We start from the raw sequence: 18,077 nt of genomic DNA, 5'->3' as shown, positions 1-18,077 counted from the left end.
TCAGTTGTAACCCCTTCGCTCGTCGGGCGGGGGTATCTGCGCGCCCTTGTATTCGACCGGGATGCCGCCGAGTGGATAGTCCTTGCGCTGTGGGTGCCCCTGCCAGTCGTCAGGCATCTCGATTCGCGTCAGCGAGGGATGCCCGTCGAAGATGATGCCGAAGAAGTCGTATGTCTCGCGCTCGTGCCAATCGTTGGTCGGGTAGACGGCGTATAGCGACGGGATATGCGGATCGCTGTCGGGGGCAGACACTTCCAGCCGCAGGCGACGGTTGTGGGTGATCGATTGCAGCGGGTAAACCGCGTGTAGTTCGCGGCCGGTCTCATGCGGGTAGTGCACCCCGTTGACTCCCAGGCACAGCTCAAAGCGCAATTCCGGCTCGTCGCGGAGGGACTGTGCGACTCGCAGTAGGGCCTCGCGGCGAACGTGCAGGGTCAACTCGTTGCGATAGACCACGACTTTCTCTATGGCATCCTCGAATTCGACGCCGTCGCGGTTCAGCGCCTCGGCCAGGCGATCGGCGATCTCGTCGAAGTAGAAGCCGTACGGGCGGGGGCTACTGCCCGGCAGCACGATCTCGCGCACCAGTCGCCCGTATCCGGAGGTGTCGCCGGTGCCTTTGACGCCGAACATGCCGCGACGCACGTCGACCACTTCTTCATTGGAGGAGCCGGTTTGGCCCGCTGCGTCTGATGGGTTCTGGTCTGGCGAGCTCATCGCAGCAATCCACGCATCTCGATAGTGGGCCTGGCCAACATCGCCGCCTCTTCGGCTTCGGCGATGGCGCGTTCCCGGTTGACGCCCAGCGGCATTTCCTGAATCTTCTCGTGCAGCTTGAGGATTGCGTGCAACAGCATTTCCGGACGGGGTGGACAGCCGGGCAGGTAGATGTCGACCGGAACAACGTGGTCCACGCCTTGCACGATCGCGTAGTTGTTGAACATCCCGCCCGACGATGCGCACACGCCCATGGCCAGAACCCATTTCGGCTCGGCCATCTGGTCGTAGATCTGGCGCAGCACCGGCGCCATCTTCTGGCTGACCCGCCCCGCCACAATCATCAGGTCCGCTTGGCGTGGCGTCGCCGAAAACCGCTCCATCCCAAACCGGGCGATGTCGAACCTCGGCCCCGCGGTTGCCATCATCTCGATTGCGCAGCATGCCAGCCCGAACGTTGCCGGCCACAGTGAGTTCTTGCGGACATAGCCCGCTACTTTCTCGACTGTCGACAACAGGATTCCGCCGGGTAGCTGTTCTTCCAGTCCCACGACCTACCTCAATCCCACGTCAGGCCCCCGCGGCGCCACACGTATGCGTACGCCACGAACACCGTGAGCATGAATATCGCCATCTCAACTAGAGCAAACGTCCCCAGTACATCGAAGCTGACTGCCCATGGATAGAGGAACACGATTTCGATGTCGAAGACGATAAACAACATTGCGGTCAGGTAATACTTCATCGGGAACCGCTGCCCGCTCGCTGTTCCGCGGCCGCTGGCCCCGGCTTGCGCCTCGGTGGGTTCGATTCCGCATTCGTAGGCGGCAAGTTTCGACCGGTTGAAGCGGGTCGGTCCGACCAGGCTTGCGATCACAACCGAGACCACGGCGAAGCCGGCGGCGAGCGTCGCCAGTACCAGGATGGGTATGTAAGCGTTCAAGTCGCTCCATGATCCGTCGTACGGGCCGCCAGCACGGCGGCCGGGCGGCTGACTGGGCTGCTGTGACGGACCGGGCGTGTGGGCCGTCACAGTGACCTTCAACATAGTCGCGCTTCGGCGGGGCTACCTGCCGGGGGGTCAACCTGGTGGACATCCCCAGGATGCGCGGCCGCGTCGCGCCTGGCTTGCTGGTCACGGTGATGAGCGGCCAGGGTCAGCGCGGGGTCGCGGCATCGGCGATTGCCGCCGATTGACGTAGCTGGTTGCCGTCGAGTGCCGGTGCGGATTCCTATGAAAGTCAGGTAAACCGTCGGATAACTGGCACCACTTGTTGCTAATGTTTGCTGCTGGCGGGTTGTCGCTGGGGAGTTCGCGAAAGGCAGTGCAATACTGCCCCGCGATCTGGGAGGATTGATGCCGTGAGTTTCTTTGTGCTGCCACCGGAGATCAATTCTCAGCGAATGTTTATTGGTGCTGGCACAGCGCCGATGCTGGAGGCGGCCGCGGCCTGGCAGGGGCTTGCCGAGGAGCTGAGCACCGCGGCGCAATCGTTTGCTTCGGTGACCGCAGGGTTGGCGGGTCAGGCCTGGCAGGGTTCGGCGGCGATGGCGATGGCCTCGGCGGCGGCGCCGTACGCGGGCTGGTTGGCCGCGGCCGCGGCGCAATCGGCTGGAGCGGCGGGCAACGCCCGGGCCGTGGCAAGCATGTTCGAGGCGGCGCAGGCCGCAACGGTGCTTCCGACATCGATATCGGCCAACCGCAATGCATTCGTGCAGCTGGTGATGTCGAATCTGTTCGGTCAGAACGCACCGGCGATAGCGGCTGCCGAGTCCATCTACGAAGAGATGTGGGCCGCCGACGTTGCGGCGATGTCCGGGTACTACTCCGGGGTGTCGGCGGTGGCGGCGTAAGTGGTGCCGTGGCAATCCGTGCTGAAGGGCTTGCCGGGGCTTGCCTCCGGCCTGGCGGGCGGTGCCGGTGCCGGTAGTGGCTTTGCCGGCGGGTCCGGGATGGTGGGCGGCGCCGCTGGGAGCCCTGGGAGCCAAGGTGGCGCGGGTGCGGGCAGCGACACCGCCGGCGCCAATGCTGGTGGTGACGCCAGCTCCAGCGTTGTTGCTGGTGGCGGTGCCGGAGGTGCCGGTTTGGTTGGTGCGGGCGGTTACGCCAGTGGTGGGGGCGGCGCAGATTCCGGTGCCATGGGGGCCCCGGGCGGTGTCGTCGATGGCGCGAGTAGCGGTGTCGGCGGTGGCGGTGGCGGAATGGCCGCCAGTGCCGGCGCGGCGACTCCCGGGATGGGAGCCATGGCCATGCCGATCGCTGGCATGGCTGCCGCCCGCGCCGCGATGGCGGCCGGTGGTGGTCAATCCGGGCCGGTGAACGCCGGCCCGCCGGTCCGAGAGACCGCCCCCGCGGCTCCAGAACCCGAGGCAGCGGCTCCGGCGCCGGAGGAAGTCGAAGCGCCGGTACCGCAAATGGCGGTTTTGCCGACGGCGGATCCCGGCATTGCCGCGGCGGCCGCACCGGGATCGAAGCCTCAGGCAACGCGGGCCACCGGTACTACCGGAATTCCCGCGTCGCCGCTGCGTTCTTCGCCGGCCGGAACGGAATCGAAGCGGTCGGCGCCAACGCAGGATCAACAAGATGGTGCCGAACAGACAGCTGCCGAGGACACCGTGGTGCCGTTGCGGCCGGAGGCGGTGGCCGGGGAATTGCCAGGGCTCCGGCGTTCCCTGGCGTTTGAGTTGAGCGTCTGGGACGTAATTCCTTTTGCTGGGTGGGCTGTTGCTGCAATCGCGGCGCCTGGCGAGCGCTGGTAGACCCCGCCGTCGCCGCGGGCTAGTGGCCAACGGGGCAGCCCGGTACACCCCCGAATTCTTGTTCGTCGACCTGATAGACCCCTGCGTGGTGCGCAACCTCGTTGCGCCGGCCGAACCCCTGGTGTGACCTTCCACTCGATAGCTGTGTGCAATTTGCACCGCGCGCAACGGTGAATTGAGAACAATTCACCTCGGGCCCGACGGGCGGGTGCATTGTGCACCTTCGGTCCGCACTGTTCGGGGGGAATGTACCTATTCCGGGCGCCGCAAGTTGGCAAGCATTGTCGTCAGTTCGTTACCGCCAACCCCCATCCAGTGGCGGAGGACGGGAGCCAACGCCGGCTCAGCGATAACCCGTACCGCCGGGCCAACACCCGGCTCCACGAGGAGGTAAGCACGTGTCTTCTGTTACGGCTCGACCCGAAGCGTTGGCTGCGGCGGCAGGCACCTTGGGGTCTATCGGAGCGGCATTGAGCGCCGGGAATGCCGCCGCCGCTCCAATGACCGGGGTGTTGCCGCCGGCCGCCGATGAGGTTTCCGAACTGCTTGCGACGCAGTTTGCGACGCATGCGGCGATGTACCAGATGGTGAGCGCGAAGGCGGCCGCGATTCACGAGCATTTCGGGGCCACGTTGGCGACCAGTGCCGCCTCGTACCTGAGCACCGAAACCGCCAACGCCGTGGCATCTCAATAGACCTGACCTGACGACATTCGAGGAGAGGGACAGACATTGATGGATTTCGGTTCGCTACCACCGGAGATCAATTCCGCCAAGATGTACGCCGGCGCGGGTTCGGGCTCGATCCTGGTCGCCGCTGAGGCGTGGGACAGCGTGGCCGTCGATCTGTACAGCGCCGCGTCCTCCTGCCAATCGGTGATCTGGGGGCTGGCGTTTGGGCAGTGGGTGGGCGCGTCGGCAAGTTTGATGGGGGCCGCCGCCGCGCCATATGTCGCGTGGCTCGGTGCCACCGCCACGCAGGCCGAACTCGCGGCCAACCAGGCCAGGGGAGCGGCGGTGGCCTACGAGTCCGCGTTCGCGGCCACGGTGCCCCCGGCGTTGATCCTCGAAAACCGCCTTCAATTGGTCACGCTGATCGCAACCAATATCTTCGGCCAGAACACCCCGGCGATCGCGACTACCGAGGCTGAGTACGGCGAGATGTGGGCCCAGGACGCCGCCGCGATGTATGGCTACGCGGGTTCGGCCGCGATGCTAGCCGAGACGCTGACGCCGTTTGAAGAGGCTCCGGAAGTTGCCAACGCTGGTGGGCTCGTCAACCAGACCGCCGCCGTCGGTCAGGCCATCGATTCCGCCGCGGCCGGCCAGCTGATGTCCAACGTTCCCCAAGCCCTGCAACAGCTCGCCGCGCCTGCTCCGCAAGGGGCGTCGACCGCGACCGCACCGAAGTCGCTGCTTCAAAGCGTTACTTCGAGCTTTTCCTTGTCGAACCTCAGCACCATCGTGGGGATGGAAAACACCCACTTGTCGATGGCGAACTCAGGCGCATCGATCTTCAAGACCATGGGCGATAGCGTCAAGGGTTTCATTCCTTCGGCTAGCAAGGCTGCCGAAACCGCGGTCGAACACGCGGCTAGGAACGCGGTGTCGATGGTTGGCGGGGGAGGTCCCGCGGGGATCGGGGGTTGGGCGCCACAGGGCGGCGTAGGCCTGGCGCTGTCGGTTGGCGGACTGAAGGTGCCGCAGGCATGGGCCGAAGCAAACCAGTCGGTTGTCCCGGCGGCCCGGGCGTTGCCGATCTCGCCGGTAACCGGTGCTGTTGAGGGCGCTCACGGGGCCCCGCTGCCCGGCATGCCATTTGGGCAGCTGGCCGGCAACGGGGGCAACGGCGTTAGCGGTGTGCTGCGAGTCACGCCCAAGGCCTATGTGATACCATGCCCTCCAGCCGCGGGATAGTGCCGATGGCGGGTTCGTGATGTGCCGGCTGCCGGCGAACATTGCGGCCCTGCCGACTTGGCGGCCTATGTCGGGATGGTCACCCGGCCGGCCAACGGGGTCTGCCCCCGGCCATTAAGCGATGGCCGGGGGCAGTGTGCCAGTTAGATCAAAGGACTAGGGGGCAAGCGCCCAGACCGGGTGGGCGGCAGACCAAACGGGGTGGGTCACGTCATTGCCGTAGTGGTAGATCGGGTGGTTCTGCGGCGACAACTCGCGCCACTGGCCTTCGCCTTCGCGCCAGGGGCCTTCGCCTTCGCGCCAGGGGCCTTCACCCAGTCGCCACGGGCCTTCGCCAGGGCGTAGCGGGCCTTCGCCCGGGTGCAGCGGGCCTTCGCCGGGACACAGCGGGCCCTCGCCCGGGTGCACGAGACTCGCGCCGGGGTGGATTTGTCCTCCGCCGGGGTGTATCGGCCCCAGGTTCCCGGGGGCAGCGGAGGCGATGGCCGGTCCCACCAGTACCCCTGCAAAAGAGAGGCCCAGGGCGCACAGGACACCCGCCGACAGGGTGCGAATTCTCAACATTTCCCACTCCTTTCCGGGCTGGGGTGTTTGGCTCAACGGAGCCCGTGTTGTCGACACCGAAGAACTCGGGCCCAATGGCTGCATCGCCGTGTTGAGGTCACCGCGAACCCGATGATCGTCATATGTGGTTGACAATCTGAGAGTAAGACCGTTTTCCATCATTGTCAACTGTGATTGACAGGTGGGTTGGTCGGTCGGCGAATCATGCGGCGTCGGGTGTCGCCGACGGTGTGGTGGCGGACTCGCCCGCGTCATTTGGATTCGAGTCGTAACAGGCTAGGGGGCAACGGAATTCCGGAGGGTCGGGAAGTTTGCGGGTGGCGCTTGGTGCGGCTCGAGCCGCCGGTTGGCGGACGCCCGGGTGTGGAATCGGGCGCGAGCACACCCGCTGATCGACCGGGATTCGAATCTTGGTGAGCGCAGCTAATTAACAAGGAGGGTAGGGCATTTCGGGTCGGGATGCGTGACGAGCTGCGGCGCGAGCTGGTGGCGCGGGCGCATACCGTCCAGCATGTTGGCAGTAAACTCACGGCGTGAGAACGGATTAAGCTCCTAGTCGCGGCATATCGTCGTCGCTGTGTACGCAACTGTGGATGCAGCTGGCCTCGCGACGGCCGGCGGCGGGACCGGTGACCCCAGCTCGGGAGCAACACCCATGAGTCGGGTCGCCCTCGCCTGTGTCGTCGGTTCAACAGTCGAGTACTACGACTTCTGCATTTACGGCACGGCTGCGGCGCTGGTCTTTCCGGCGGTCTTCTACCCCGGTCTCAGTCCAGCCCTGGCGACCATCGCATCGATGGGGACTTTTGCCACGGCGTTTCTGTCCCGGCCGCTCGGCGCGGCCGTCTTCGGGCATTTTGGGGACCGGCTGGGGCGTAAGAAGACTCTCGTTGCCACCCTTTTGATCATGGCCCTATCGACGGTGACGGTGGGGGTGGTGCCCAGCACGGCAACCATCGGGGTGTCCGCCCCGCTGATCCTGGTCGCCTTACGGTTGCTTCAGGGTTTTGCCGTCGGCGGCGAATGGGCTGGTTCGGCGCTGCTGAGTATCGAGTCCGCGCCAGCGCACAAGCGCGGGTACTACGGCATGTTCACCGTGCTCGGTGGCGGTGTTGCGCTTGTGGTGAGCGGTCTGACCTTTCTCGGGGTGAACTACACCATCGGAGAGAGCAGTTCGGCGTTTCTGCAGTGGGGCTGGCGTGTCCCTTTTCTGTTGAGCGCGCTACTGATCGCCTTCGCCCTGTACGTCCGCTTGGAGATCAACGAGACCCCGGTATTCGCTCGTGCGATGGCGCAGGCCGATGATCAGGAATCAACCGCCGCCGCGCGGGCACCGCTGGCGGCGGTGTTGTGCCGGCAACGCCGTGAGATAGTGCTGGCCGCGGGCGCCATGCTGGCGGCCTTCGGGTGCCTGTATCTGGCCAGCACCTTCCTGCCTTCCTACGCGCAACTGCACCTGGGGTATTCGCGAAACCTCGTCTTGCTGATCGGTGTGCTGGGCGGGCTGGTCTGCATCGGTTTTGTCGCACTTTCTGCCATTCTGTGCGATCGCTTCGGGCGCCGGCGCGTCATGCTGGTCGGCTGGGCAGTGGGCCTTTTCTGGTCGCCGCTGGTAATGCCGCTGATCGGCTCTGGCGATACCGTCGGGTTCACGGTGGCGCTGCTGGGGCTGTATGCCGTGGCCGCCAGTGGATTTGGGCCTGCAGCCTCGCTTATCCCGGAACTGTTCGCTACCCGCTACCGCTACACCGGCACGGCCCTGGCGCTCAACGTGGCGGGCATCGTTGGGGGCGCCGCGCCGCCATTGATCGCCGGTACCCTGCTGGCCAGCTATGGCAGCTCCGCGGTCGGCCTGATGGTGACCGCACTGGTGGCCGCCAGCCTGCTGTGCACCTATCTGCTCCCCGAGACCGCCGGCGCCCCACTGACCGCCGCCTAGTTGCGGCGCCCGTCCCGGCGGCGCGGCGGGACGGGCCGTTGCCAAACACAACCCGGACCTTGGCGTGGACCACGGGATCGCGGGCCCGCCGGGCGCCGGTCTCCACTTCAATGAATTCGCCTGCAGGGTAAGCAGTTCGGTGGATCCGAGCGCCCCATGATGGTCGGCCGGCGCCAGTTCGAGTGGAGGTTGGAACGTCATGATACCGTACGGGGTCATTTCACCGGCGGGGGAGGTGTCCGGAATCGGAATTGACGCTGATTAGCAAGCCCGCCAACGTCTTCACCATTCGCGGCAAAAGGTTCTGCCCCGGCCACTGGGGCTAGCAGTGACCGGGGCAGAACATCGATGCCGACTAGGCGGCAATTAGGGGGCCAGCGCCCAGACCGGGTGCGTGACAGACCAGACCGGGTGGGTCATGTCATCGCCGTAGTGGTAGATCGGGTGAGTGGGGGGAGGGACGGGATGCATCGGAACTCCCGGTTCCGGATGCATCGGGTCTCCCGGGGCGCCCGGACCTGGATGGGGCGCGGCGGCCGGCCCCGGGTGGACGGGGGCCGCTGGGCCCGGGTCCGCGAACGCCACTGCGGGTGCCACCACGGCTCCCGTCAGCGCTAAGCCAACTGCACACAGAACACCTGCCGACAAGGTGCGAATCTTTGACATTTCACTTTCCTTTCTGGGTGGCAGGGGCTTCCCCAACAAAGCTCGCGCTGTCGACGCTGAAGAACTCGGGCTTGTTGACATGGGTGGCCGGGAGAGCCGGTCGTTGCATGCCAGGTTGTGGAATCCTCACCACCTAACTGTCATCTATGGTTGACAATTTGAAGACTAGAGCCAATCGGCTAGATTGTCAACCATGGCTGACGGAAATGGCTACCGGTCGCCGCAAACACCGCTCTGCCAGGCGCTGCGGATTGCGTGGTGGAGCTACGTTCATCGGGTTGACACCGACATGGAGGCCGCGGGTTTCGAGCGGCGGCGCTTCTCCATGAACTATGTGTTCGCCCTTTATGCGCTGCCGGGACCTATGACGATATCGCAGATGGGCAGGCAGTTCGGCGTCAGCCGCCAGGCGGCCAGCAAGCTCGTCGCCGAGCTGCGCGATCGCGGCTACGTGCAGACCGCCCCGTCGCCGACGGACCAGCGTGAGAAGGTCGTGGAGCTGACGCCAAAGGCGATGGAGTACTTGGCCGCGCGTCAGCGTGCGGCTGCCGCACTCGACCGGGCGATCCAACAGCGTGTCGGTGCCGACGGAGTCGAGCAGTTGCACCAGATCCTCGACGCCGTCGGTGAAGCTGCCCGCGGGGCGGTGGAATTCGATCCCGCCAACCTCTATCGCGAGCCGGACCTGTGGTGATGGTGCGCAACCGCGCACCGCAACGGCATGCGCCTACCGGCCCATGCGGCCCCACTAATTGGCGTGCAGAACCTCGTTGAGTGCGATGCCCTGACCGTCGCGGGCCACCACCTCGACCGCGCCCGTCACCGAGTTGCGGCGGAACAGCAGGTTGCTGCTGCCGGACAGTTCGCGTGCCCTGACGGTGATGCCATCGGGTGTGGTGACCTTGGTGCCGGCCGTGACGTACAAGCCGGCTTCCACCACACAGTCGTCGCCCAGGGAGATGCCCAGCCCGGCGTTGGCGCCGAGCAGGCAGCGCTTGCCCATGGAAATGATTTGGGTCCCCCCACCGGAGAGCGTGCCCATGATCGAGGCCCCACCGCCGATATCGGAGCCGTCGCCGACCACCACGCCCGCGGAGATTCGGCCCTCGACCATGGAGGCGCCCAGGGTTCCGGCGTTGTAGTTGACGAAACCCTCATGCATCACGGTGGTGCCCGGCGCCAGGTGGGCGCCCAGTCGCACCCGGTCGGCATCGGCGATGCGCACGCCGCTGGGCATCACGTAGTCGACCATCCGGGGAAACTTGTCCACGCCGTAGACCGTCACCGCTCCGTGGCGGCGCAACCGTGCCCGCACTGCCTCGAAACCTTCGATTGCGCATGGTCCGCGATTAGTCCACACGACATTGGTCAATACGCCGAACAAGCCGCCGGCGTTCAGCCCGTGCGGCGCCACCAGACGATGCGACAACAGGTGCAGGCGAAGGTAGGCGTCGTACGCGTCGGCGGCGACATCGTCTAGCGAGCCGATGACGGTCCGGACCGCCACCACCTCGGTGCCGCGGTCGTCGTCGCCGCCTACCAATGCGGCCAGCTCCGCGGGAACGTCGGACAACGCCAGGCGTGATGTCGCACTGGTACCTGACTCGGTCAACTCCGGCGCGGGAAACCAGGTGTCCAGGATCGATCCGTCGGAAGCCAGGGTTGCCAGTCCGATGCCTGCTGCTCCAGTCACGCCTCGACACGCTACTAGATGTGCTGACGCCCGCGAGCAGACGCAGAGTCGCACGCCGGCGCGGCCGCCGCGTGCGACTCTGCGTCTGCTCGGCGCGACGGCGGACCCACTAGGCTTGGTTCGTGCTGGACTTGCGCGGGGACCCGATCGACCTGACCGCTGCACTGATCGACATCCCCAGCGAATCTCGGGATGAGGCGCGCATCGCTGATGAGGTAGAGGCGGCGTTGCGTGCGCAGACATCGGGCTTCGAGATCATCCGCAACGGCAACGCGGTGCTTGCCCGGACCCGGCTGAACCGGCCCTCGCGGGTGCTGCTGGCCGGACATTTGGACACCGTGCCGGTGGCCGACAACTTGCCCAGCCGTCGCGCCGACGGGCAGCTGCACGGCTGTGGCGCGGCCGATATGAAGTCCGGTGACGCGGTGTTTCTGCATCTGGCGGCCACGGTGGCCGAACCGGTGCACGACCTGACGCTGGTGTTCTACGACTGTGAGGAAATCGAGGCGGCGGCAAACGGTTTGGGGCGCATCGAGCGGGAGCTCCCGGAGTGGCTGTCCGCAGATGTCGCCATCCTGGGAGAGCCCACGTCGGGCTACATAGAAGCCGGTTGCCAGGGCACGTTACGAGTGGTCATCAGCGCGACCGGGACCCGCGTGCACTCGGCGCGTTCTTGGTTGGGGGACAACGCAATCCACAAGCTCAGTGCCGTGCTGGACCGGCTGGCGCGCTACCCGGCGCGCAGCGTCGACATCGACGGTTGCACATACCGAGAGGGTTTGTCGGCGGTACGCGTGGACGGTGGCGTGGCGGGCAACGTGATTCCGGACGCGGCTTCGGTAACGGTCAACTATCGCTTTGCCCCCGACCGGTCGGTTCCGGCCGCCCTGCAGCACGTGCGTGAGGTATTCGACGGGCTCGACGTGCAGATCGAGCAGACCGACGCGGCGGCGGGCGCGCTGCCGGGTCTGGCGCAACCCGCCGCCAAAGCACTGGTTGAGGCTGCCGGTGGGCAGGTCCGAGCGAAATACGGCTGGACGGATGTGTCCCGCTTCGCGGCTCTGGGCATCCCCGCGGTCAATTACGGCCCCGGGGACCCCAATCTGGCGCATTGCCGCGACGAGCGAGTGCCGGTCGCCACGATCACCACTGTGGCGGACACGTTGCGCCGCTACCTGAGCACCTAGCCCATCGAAGCCGCGTCCACCGTGCCGCTATCGGCCGCCGGCACGCTCGGCCTGCGCGGCGGCGTCGGCCGCCGCGGCGTGCATGCCGATCGCGGCCAACTCATCGGCCACCGACGCCAGCGCCCCAGCGTCGTTGTCGGCCAGCGCGCGGGCATGCCGAACAACGATATTGCCTACCTTGCAATCGATCTCGGCGGCCAGCCTGGTTACCGGAGCTAGCGCGCGAGTGTCGCCAAGCCGGACCGCGTCATGCCACACGCACAACGCCACCGCCGACTGCTTGCCCCGCTCAGCTGCCCTTGCCGCCTCGCGAGTATCGAACAGGGCACCGGCTTGGTCCCGGACGGTCGCCTTGGCCCAGGCGCGGGCCAGGCTCAGCTCGGGGGCAAACAACGCAGACTTCGTTCCGTGCCGAGTTTCAGCTCGCCGCAACGCTTTCGCTGTCTCGGCGATGTTGCCTTGCTGGGCGATGGCCGTCGCCAACAACATCAGCGACAGCGGGCCCCAGGAATAGCCGGTGCGTTCGAGTTCGGCCGCGGCGGGCTCGAGCATCGCAGCCGCAGCGCCGAATTCCCCCTTGACGATCAGCACGTGCGCGAGCAACACCTCGCCGATGGCGCGGCCCGGTTGTTGCAGCTCGGCGAAGTCGGTGAATCGCTGGGCCAGCTCCTGCGCCTGGGCCACCTCGCCCGCCATCAGCAGTGTGGTGATCTGGGCCAGTCCCACGGTGAACCGCAGCAAACCGGGATGTTCGGCCTCCGAAGCTCGTTGCGCCAGCTGCGGGACGTCGGCGAAGCGGCCCATCCGGGCCGAGGCCAATGCGGCGGCGCTGGCCGCCCAAGCGATCGCTGTGTCGTCGGCCGAAGGTTCGGCGAGCACCTCGGTGGCCAGCGTGATGGCCCGCGGCACGTTTCCGGAGTTCATGGCAAAGGTTGCCGTCAATGCATCGAGGGTGGTGCGCGCGGTCAGATCGGTGACTCGGTTGCGCGTCGTTTGCAGGAAGGCGGTGGCCCGCTCCGGCTCGCCGAGCATCCAGAACTGATTCGCCGCCTGCGGCACCGCCCAGGCCATCAGCTCCGCCTCGCTCAGCTGGCCGGGGTCCACGGCGGTGAGTACCTGGCCGGCCTCTCGGCCGCGGCCACGCCAGGCCAGCGCCTGGCCCAGCACCAGTCGGGCCTGAAGTCCCCCCGAACGATCCAGCGCGGCCTGGGCCAACCGCTCGGCCAGTGTCAGATCGCCGAGCCGTAAGGCCTGCTCGGCGGACTCGACGACGTCATCCACCGGCTGCAAAGCGTCGGTGTCCAAAGCCAGCGACGCCAGCCGGAGCCGATCGCTGAGGTGCTCGTTGGGGTGCTGAGACAGCAGGGTCACCAATTCGGTGCGGCGTTGTCGCGCACCGTCGTCGCCCAAAGCGACGCGAGCTCGTTTGGCGAACAAAGGATGTGCCGTGTAGACCACCGCAGGCTCGTCGGGTTCTCCGCGCACGCGGGTTTCCGCCGCGCCCAACTCCACTGCCTGCTGCACCGCCCCCTCTCCGGCCAGCACGGTGAGATCGGCCAGCGACAACGGCTCCTCGACGGTGAGATAGTCCAGCACCGCTCGGGCCGGCGCGGGCAGCTCGGCGATGAACTCGTCGACGTCGGCGGGCTCGGATTGCTTGGTCTTGCCGTCCGGCGGTGCGACATCGATCCGATCCAGCAGGTTGTCGGTCCACAGGGCCGCGATGGCTTCGGGCGCGACCTCGGCGCGGGCGGTGACGATCATCCGGGCCGCGCCGGCCAGCGCCAGCTGGTACAGCAGCGTGGCCGACAGGATGTCCAGATCGTGGGCATCGTCGACGATGAGAAGGAGCTCGCCCTGGCGCACCTTGCGGCCCAACGACGCTCGGGCCGCTCGCAACAACGCGGCCGGCTTGCCCAGCTCGGCGATCTCCACCAAGTGGCTGAAGGCGCCGAACGGGACCGTGCGTTCGGTCGGGGTTCCGGTTACCCAGCGGATGACGGTGGCCGGGTGCCGTTGGGCGAAGTGCTCGGCGGCCAATCGCGCCAGGGTGGATTTTCCGACGCCGTCAGGTCCGAGGATGACGGCGCCGGGGCGCGCCAGGTCGCTCAACGCAACGTCCAACTGCTCCAAGGCTGCCGCGTGTTGGGGGACGTTCCATCGAATTGGCATTGCCCGGAGTTTATGGCGTCAAGGGTGCGCGTGGCGATAGGGCCCAAAGTTGTCCGGGGTGGGGGACGCTGGTCTACGTTACGGTATGTGACCGCGAAAAGCGACGAACCCGGCCGTTGGACAGTGGCGGTGTACTGTGCAGCCGCGCCGACACATCCTGAGTTGTTGGAGCTCGCCGCCGCCGTCGGTGCGGCGATCGCCGCCCGGGGCTGGACGTTGGTGTGGGGCGGGGGCCACGTTTCGGCGATGGGGGCGGTCTCCTCGGCGGCGCGGGCGCACGGCGGCTGGACGGTCGGAGTGATTCCCAAGATGCTGGTGCATCGCGAGTTGGCTGACCATGACGCCGACGAGTTGGTCGTCACCGAAACGATGTGGGAGCGCAAGCAGGTCATGGAGGACCGCGCAAACGCGTTCATCACCCTGCCGGGCGGCGTCGGGACCCTCGACGAGCTGTTGGACGTGTGGACCGAGGGATACCTGGGCATGCACGACAAGAGCATCGTCGTGCTGGATCCCTGGGGCCACTTCGATGGGCTGCGCGCCTGGCTGTCCGAATTGGCCGATACCGGCTACGTCTCGCGGACAGCGATGGAGCGGTTGATCGTGGTGGATAACCTCGATGACGCGTTGCAGGCGTGCGCACCCGGCTGAGGCCTATTGATGACCATTCGCTCCCGATTAGGCTGGCCGCCGAACTCTGAGAACGAATCGAGGGATCAGGTTGTCCGATCGCCAAAGTCATGTCCGCACGCGAGTCAAGCTCACCGACGTCGCTGCGCGGGTGCCCGGTCTACTGATCGACGCGCCGTCGATCATGCGGGGGGCGGTGACCGGCCTGTTGCCCCGGCCCAAGTCCAAGGCGTCGATCGGCACCGTGTTCCAGGACCGGGCCGCTCGCTTCGGGGACCGGGTTTTCTTGAAGTTCGGCGACCAACAGATGACCTACGGCGAAGCCAACGCGACCGCCAACCGCTATGCGGCGGTGCTGGCCGCGCGTGGCGTCGGCCCCGGCGACGTCGTGGGAATCATGCTGCGCAACTCGCCCAACACGGTGGTGGCGATGCTGGCTGTCGTCAAGTGTGGCGCTATCGCCGGCATGCTCAACTACCACCAGCGCGGCGAGGTGCTGGCGCACAGTCTGGGACTGCTCGATGCCAAGGTGCTGGTGGCGGAGTCCGATCTGGTCAGCGCCGTCAGCGAAAGCGGTGGCGCGGCCGGTGAGGTGGTCACCATCGAAGACCTGGAGCGCTTCGCCGCGACCGCCCCGGCCAACAACCCGGCGTCGGCGTCGGCCGTGCAGGCTCAGGACACGGCGTTTTACATCTTCACGTCGGGCACCACCGGATTCCCCAAAGCCAGTGTGATGACCCACCACCGGTGGCTTCGGGCCCTGGCGGTCTTCGGTGGGCTGGGACTACGGCTGAAGAGCTCCGACACGCTCTACAGCTGTCTGCCGCTGTATCACAACAACGCGCTCACGGTGGCGGTGTCCTCGGTGATCAATTCCGGGGCGACGTTGGCGCTGGGCAAGTCGTTCTCGGCGTCGCGCTTCTGGGACGAGGTGATCGCCAGCAACGCCACCGCCTTCATCTACATCGGCGAGGTCTGCCGCTACCTACTCAACCAGCCGACCAAACCGACCGATCGCAAGCACAAGGTGCGGGTGATCGCCGGCAACGGGTTGCGGCCCGAGATCTGGGGTGAGTTCACCAAACGGTTCGACATTGACCGGGTGTGTGAGTTCTATGCCGCCAGCGAGGGCAACTCGGCCTTCATCAACATCTTCAACGTGCCCAAAAGCACCGGGATCTCGCCGATGCCGCTGGCCTACGTGGCCTACGACCCGGACACCGGCGCCCCGCTGCGCGACGAGTCCGGCCGGGTCCGTCGGGTGCCTGCCGGTGAACCCGGACTGTTGCTGAGCCGGGTCAACAGGCTGCAGCCGTTCGACGGCTACACCGACCCGGCCGCCAGTGAGAAAAAGCTGGTCCGTGATGCCTTCCGGAAGGGAGACTGCTGGTTCAACACCGGTGACGTGATGAGCCCGCAGGGGATGGGGCACGCGGCGTTTGTCGACCGGCTGGGTGACACCTTCCGTTGGAAGGGCGAGAACGTGGCCACCACTCAGGTGGAGGCGGCGCTGGTGTCTGACCCCTCCGTCGAGGAGTGCACGGTCTACGGGGTTGAGGTGCCCAACACCGGAGGTCGCGCCGGGATGGCTGCGGTCAAGCTACGCGACGGCGCCGAGTTCGACGGTCAGTCCCTGGCCCGCGCCGTCTACGATCAGCTGCCCGCCTACGCACTGCCGCTGTTCGTGCGGCTGGTGCAGGCGATGGCGCACACCACGACGTTCAAGAGCCGCAAGGTTGAGCTGCGCGAGCAGGCCTACGGCGCCGACGTCGATGATCCGCTGTACGTATTGGCCGGCCGCAGCGAGGGCTACGTGCCCTATTACGACGCGTATCCCGACGAGGTAGCGGCAGGTAAGCGGCCCCAGGGCTAGCGTGATTCGGCGCGCCGAGGCCGGGCCAGACCGCGGCTAGCCGTGGACGCAGGCTCGATGGCTCTTCGTGCACCAGGCACTATGTAGGCGTGCAGGCAACGCTGTGTGGCCGCCCGGTGGCAGGGGACCGCCCGCTGATCATGGCGATCGTGAACCGCACCCCGGACTCGTTCTATGACAAGGGCGCGACCTTTTCTGACGCGGCCGCTCGCGACGCGGTACATCGAGCGGTCGCCGAAGGCGCCGACGTCATCGACGTCGGAGGTGTCAAGGCCGGGCCCGGCCAGGACGTCGACCCCGACACCGAGATCGGTCGGTTGGTGCCGTTTGTCGAGTGGCTCCGTGACGCCTACCCCGAGCAGGTGATCAGCGTCGACACCTGGCGCTCGGAGGTGGCCCGGCGGGCCTGTGCGGCAGGTGCGGACCTGATCAACGACACCTGGGCCGGGGTTGACCCCGCGATAGTGGAGGTGGCCGCCGAATTCGGTGCGGGCCTGGTATGCGCGCACACCGGGGGAGCGCGACCACGCACGCGTCCCTTCCGGGTGAGTTACGGTACGACTACCCGCGGCGTGGTGGACGACGTGATTCGCGAGGTCACAGCGGCCGCCGAGCGGGCGGTTGCGGCCGGAGTTGCCCGCGACCGCGTGTTGATCGACCCGGCTCACGATTTCGGCAAGAACACCTGGCACGGGTTGCTGCTGTTGCGGCACGTGGCCGATCTTGTTAAGACCGGGTGGCCGGTACTCATGGCGTTGAGCAACAAGGACTTTGTCGGAGAGACTCTGGGCGTGGATCTGACCGAACGGCTCGAGGGAACGCTGGCGGCCACCGCATTGGCGGCGGCCGCCGGTGCGCGCATGTTTCGGGTGCATGAGGTCGCAGCGACCCGCCGGGTCCTGGAAATGGTGGCGTCGATCCAGGGGACCCGCCCGCCGACACGCACGGTGAGGGGACTCGCATGACCGCATCGGATCTGGTCACCGGGGGCCTCACCAGTGAGGGAGTCCTCATCCCGGCCCGGCCGGGGGACACCTGGTTATGCGACCGCAGCTGGAACCGTCCGCGCTGGAAGATCGACGAATTGGTCGAGGCCAAGGCCGGGCGCTCGATCTCGGTGGTGCTGCCGGCTCTCGATGAGGAAGAAACCATCCAATCGGTGATCGACAGCATCTCACCGCTGGTGGATGGCTTGGTCGACGAACTGATCGTGCTCGATTCCGGCTCTACCGACGACACCGAGATCCGAGCGATTGCCGCCGGGGCTCGAGTGGTGAGCCGCGAACAGGCGTTGCCGGAGGTGCCGCCCCAGCCCGGTAAGGGCGAGGCGCTGTGGCGCTCGTTGGCGGCCACCAGCGGCGACATCGTGGTATTCATCGACTCGGATCTGGTCAACCCCAACCCGATGTTCGTGCCGTGGCTGGTCGGCCCGCTGCTCACCGGCGAGGGGATCCACCTGGTCAAGAGCTTTTACCGACGCCCGCTCAGTGTCGGTGACGCTAGCGGCGCCGCGGGCGCTACCGGCGGCGGGCGCGTCACCGAACTGGTGGCGCGGCCCCTGTTGGCGGCGCTGCGACCCGAGCTGGGCTGTGTATTGCAGCCGCTGAGCGGTGAGTATGCGGCCAGCCGCGAGCTGTTGACGTCGCTGCCCTTCGCTCCGGGATACGGGGTGGAAATCGGCCTGTTGGTCGACACCTTCGACCGGCTGGGGCTGGACGCGATCGCGCAGGTCAACCTGGGTGTGCGGGCGCACCGTAACCGGCCCCTGGCCGAGCTGGGTGTGATGAGTCGCCAGGTCATCGCCACGCTGCTGTCCCGGTGCGGGATCCCCGATTCTGGGGTGGGGTTGACCCAGTTCTTCGCGGAGGGCGACGGCTACACCGAATGCACCTCGCCGGTGTCGCTGGCCGACCGGCCCCCCATGAGTGTGCTCCGCCCCCGGTGAGCCCCGGCCTACGCT

General features: G+C 66.7%; 15 protein-coding genes and 1 pseudogene. 10 read left to right on the top strand and 6 right to left on the bottom strand.

All coding sequences use genetic code 11. The features are described from left to right. Genes MMSP_RS21210 through MMSP_RS21200 form a run of 3 tightly spaced genes read right to left on the bottom strand, consistent with a single transcriptional unit; the run spans position 1 to position 1,660 of the window. The gene (locus MMSP_RS21210; RefSeq protein ID WP_012393325.1) at positions 1-717 is read right to left on the bottom strand and encodes an NADH-quinone oxidoreductase subunit C; all 717 of its coding nucleotides are present in this window, start codon (positions 715-717) and stop codon (positions 1-3) included. Next, positions 714-1,268: an NADH-quinone oxidoreductase subunit B family protein gene (locus MMSP_RS21205; protein ID WP_011740423.1), complete on the bottom strand. Its 555-nt coding sequence runs from the start codon at positions 1,266-1,268 to the stop codon at positions 714-716. The genes MMSP_RS21210 and MMSP_RS21205 overlap by 4 nt, the downstream gene beginning before the upstream one ends. A gap of 8 nt (positions 1,269-1,276) precedes the next feature. After that, positions 1,277-1,660, bottom strand: coding sequence for an NADH-quinone oxidoreductase subunit A (locus MMSP_RS21200; protein WP_020788282.1), 384 nt, complete (start codon positions 1,658-1,660; stop codon positions 1,277-1,279). Between the two features lie 419 nt (positions 1,661-2,079). Between MMSP_RS21200 and MMSP_RS29960 the strand changes: the two are divergent. The 3 genes and pseudogenes from MMSP_RS29960 to MMSP_RS21185 form a co-directional block, all read left to right on the top strand. Beyond that, a pseudogene (locus MMSP_RS29960) lies at positions 2,080-3,075 on the top strand (PPE family protein); the annotation flags it as partial. A gap of 800 nt (positions 3,076-3,875) precedes the next feature. Beyond that, the gene (locus tag MMSP_RS21190; RefSeq protein WP_036426832.1) at positions 3,876-4,172 is read left to right on the top strand and encodes a PE family protein; all 297 of its coding nucleotides are present in this window, start codon (positions 3,876-3,878) and stop codon (positions 4,170-4,172) included. A gap of 39 nt (positions 4,173-4,211) precedes the next feature. Continuing rightward, complete coding sequence (locus MMSP_RS21185; protein ID WP_020788278.1) at positions 4,212-5,393, top strand: PPE family protein; 1,182 nt, start codon at positions 4,212-4,214, stop codon at positions 5,391-5,393. Between the two features lie 156 nt (positions 5,394-5,549). Here MMSP_RS21185 and MMSP_RS28965 read toward each other — a convergent pair whose 3' ends face one another. After that, positions 5,550-5,957, bottom strand: a complete 408-nt coding sequence (locus MMSP_RS28965) for a hypothetical protein (protein ID WP_223161204.1) — start codon at positions 5,955-5,957, stop codon at positions 5,550-5,552. Positions 5,958-6,612: 655 nt separating this feature from the next. On the opposite strand from MMSP_RS28965, the gene MMSP_RS21180 reads away from it, so the two are divergent. Beyond that, a complete protein-coding gene (locus tag MMSP_RS21180) occupies positions 6,613-7,896 on the top strand; it encodes an MFS transporter (RefSeq protein ID WP_020788275.1) in 1,284 nt (427 codons plus the stop codon). Between the two features lie 859 nt (positions 7,897-8,755). Then, on the top strand, positions 8,756-9,256 hold the full coding sequence (locus MMSP_RS21175) for a MarR family winged helix-turn-helix transcriptional regulator (RefSeq protein WP_020788273.1): 501 nt from the start codon (positions 8,756-8,758) through the stop codon (positions 9,254-9,256). Between the two features lie 54 nt (positions 9,257-9,310). Here the strand turns inward: MMSP_RS21175 and dapD are convergent, their stop codons facing one another. Continuing rightward, positions 9,311-10,255 (bottom strand): 2,3,4,5-tetrahydropyridine-2,6-dicarboxylate N-succinyltransferase, encoded by a 945-nt coding sequence (gene dapD / locus MMSP_RS21170; RefSeq protein WP_020788272.1) that lies wholly within the window; start codon positions 10,253-10,255, stop codon positions 9,311-9,313. A 122-nt stretch (positions 10,256-10,377) separates the two neighbouring features. Between dapD and dapE the strand changes: the two genes are divergently transcribed. After that, positions 10,378-11,442, top strand: coding sequence for a succinyl-diaminopimelate desuccinylase (gene dapE, locus MMSP_RS21165; RefSeq protein WP_020788271.1), 1,065 nt, complete (start codon positions 10,378-10,380; stop codon positions 11,440-11,442). Positions 11,443-11,469: 27 nt separating this feature from the next. Here the strand turns inward: dapE and MMSP_RS21160 are convergent, their stop codons facing one another. Beyond that, the gene (locus MMSP_RS21160; RefSeq protein ID WP_020788270.1) at positions 11,470-13,614 is read right to left on the bottom strand and encodes an AAA family ATPase; all 2,145 of its coding nucleotides are present in this window, start codon (positions 13,612-13,614) and stop codon (positions 11,470-11,472) included. 87 nt (positions 13,615-13,701) lie between these two features. Here MMSP_RS21160 and MMSP_RS21155 point away from each other — a divergent pair, with 87 nt between their 5' ends. From MMSP_RS21155 to MMSP_RS21140, 4 genes are all read left to right on the top strand, one after another. Then, the gene (locus tag MMSP_RS21155) at positions 13,702-14,265 is read left to right on the top strand and encodes a TIGR00730 family Rossman fold protein (protein ID WP_011739201.1); all 564 of its coding nucleotides are present in this window, start codon (positions 13,702-13,704) and stop codon (positions 14,263-14,265) included. Positions 14,266-14,335: 70 nt separating this feature from the next. Then, a complete protein-coding gene (gene fadD6, locus MMSP_RS21150; RefSeq protein WP_015356793.1) occupies positions 14,336-16,117 on the top strand; it encodes a long-chain-acyl-CoA synthetase FadD6 in 1,782 nt (593 codons plus the stop codon). Between the two features lie 140 nt (positions 16,118-16,257). After that, positions 16,258-17,082, top strand: coding sequence for a dihydropteroate synthase (folP, locus tag MMSP_RS21145; RefSeq protein ID WP_223161203.1), 825 nt, complete (start codon positions 16,258-16,260; stop codon positions 17,080-17,082). Then, positions 17,079-18,062: a glucosyl-3-phosphoglycerate synthase gene (locus MMSP_RS21140; protein WP_020788269.1), complete on the top strand. Its 984-nt coding sequence runs from the start codon at positions 17,079-17,081 to the stop codon at positions 18,060-18,062. Before folP ends, MMSP_RS21140 begins: the two co-directional genes overlap by 4 nt. Positions 18,063-18,077: the final 15 nt, after the last annotated feature.

It is taken from the genome of Mycobacterium sp. 012931 (assembly GCF_000419295.1).
Taxonomy (GTDB): Bacteria; Actinomycetota; Actinomycetes; order Mycobacteriales; family Mycobacteriaceae; genus Mycobacterium; species Mycobacterium marinum.
The sequence above is the reverse complement of the archived record's forward strand: the minus strand, read 5'-3'. Positions and strand labels throughout refer to the sequence as shown.

What these genes read in the sequence shown, in the direction of transcription:
- MMSP_RS21175 (WP_020788273.1), top strand. Translation starts at nt 8,756, where the DNA reads ATGGCTGACGGAAATGGCTACCGGTCGCCGCAAACACCGCTCTGCCAG.
- MMSP_RS21180 (WP_020788275.1), top strand. Translation starts at nt 6,613, where the DNA reads ATGAGTCGGGTCGCCCTCGCCTGTGTCGTCGGTTCAACAGTCGAGTAC.
- MMSP_RS21210 (WP_012393325.1), bottom strand. Translation starts at nt 717, where the DNA reads ATGAGCTCGCCAGACCAGAACCCATCAGACGCAGCGGGCCAAACCGGC.
- MMSP_RS21160 (WP_020788270.1), bottom strand. Translation starts at nt 13,614, where the DNA reads ATGCCAATTCGATGGAACGTCCCCCAACACGCGGCAGCCTTGGAGCAG.
- MMSP_RS21185 (WP_020788278.1), top strand. Translation starts at nt 4,212, where the DNA reads ATGGATTTCGGTTCGCTACCACCGGAGATCAATTCCGCCAAGATGTAC.
- MMSP_RS21140 (WP_020788269.1), top strand. Translation starts at nt 17,079, where the DNA reads ATGACCGCATCGGATCTGGTCACCGGGGGCCTCACCAGTGAGGGAGTC.
- MMSP_RS28965 (WP_223161204.1), bottom strand. Translation starts at nt 5,957, where the DNA reads ATGTTGAGAATTCGCACCCTGTCGGCGGGTGTCCTGTGCGCCCTGGGC.
- folP (WP_223161203.1), top strand. Translation starts at nt 16,258, where the DNA reads ATGGCGATCGTGAACCGCACCCCGGACTCGTTCTATGACAAGGGCGCG.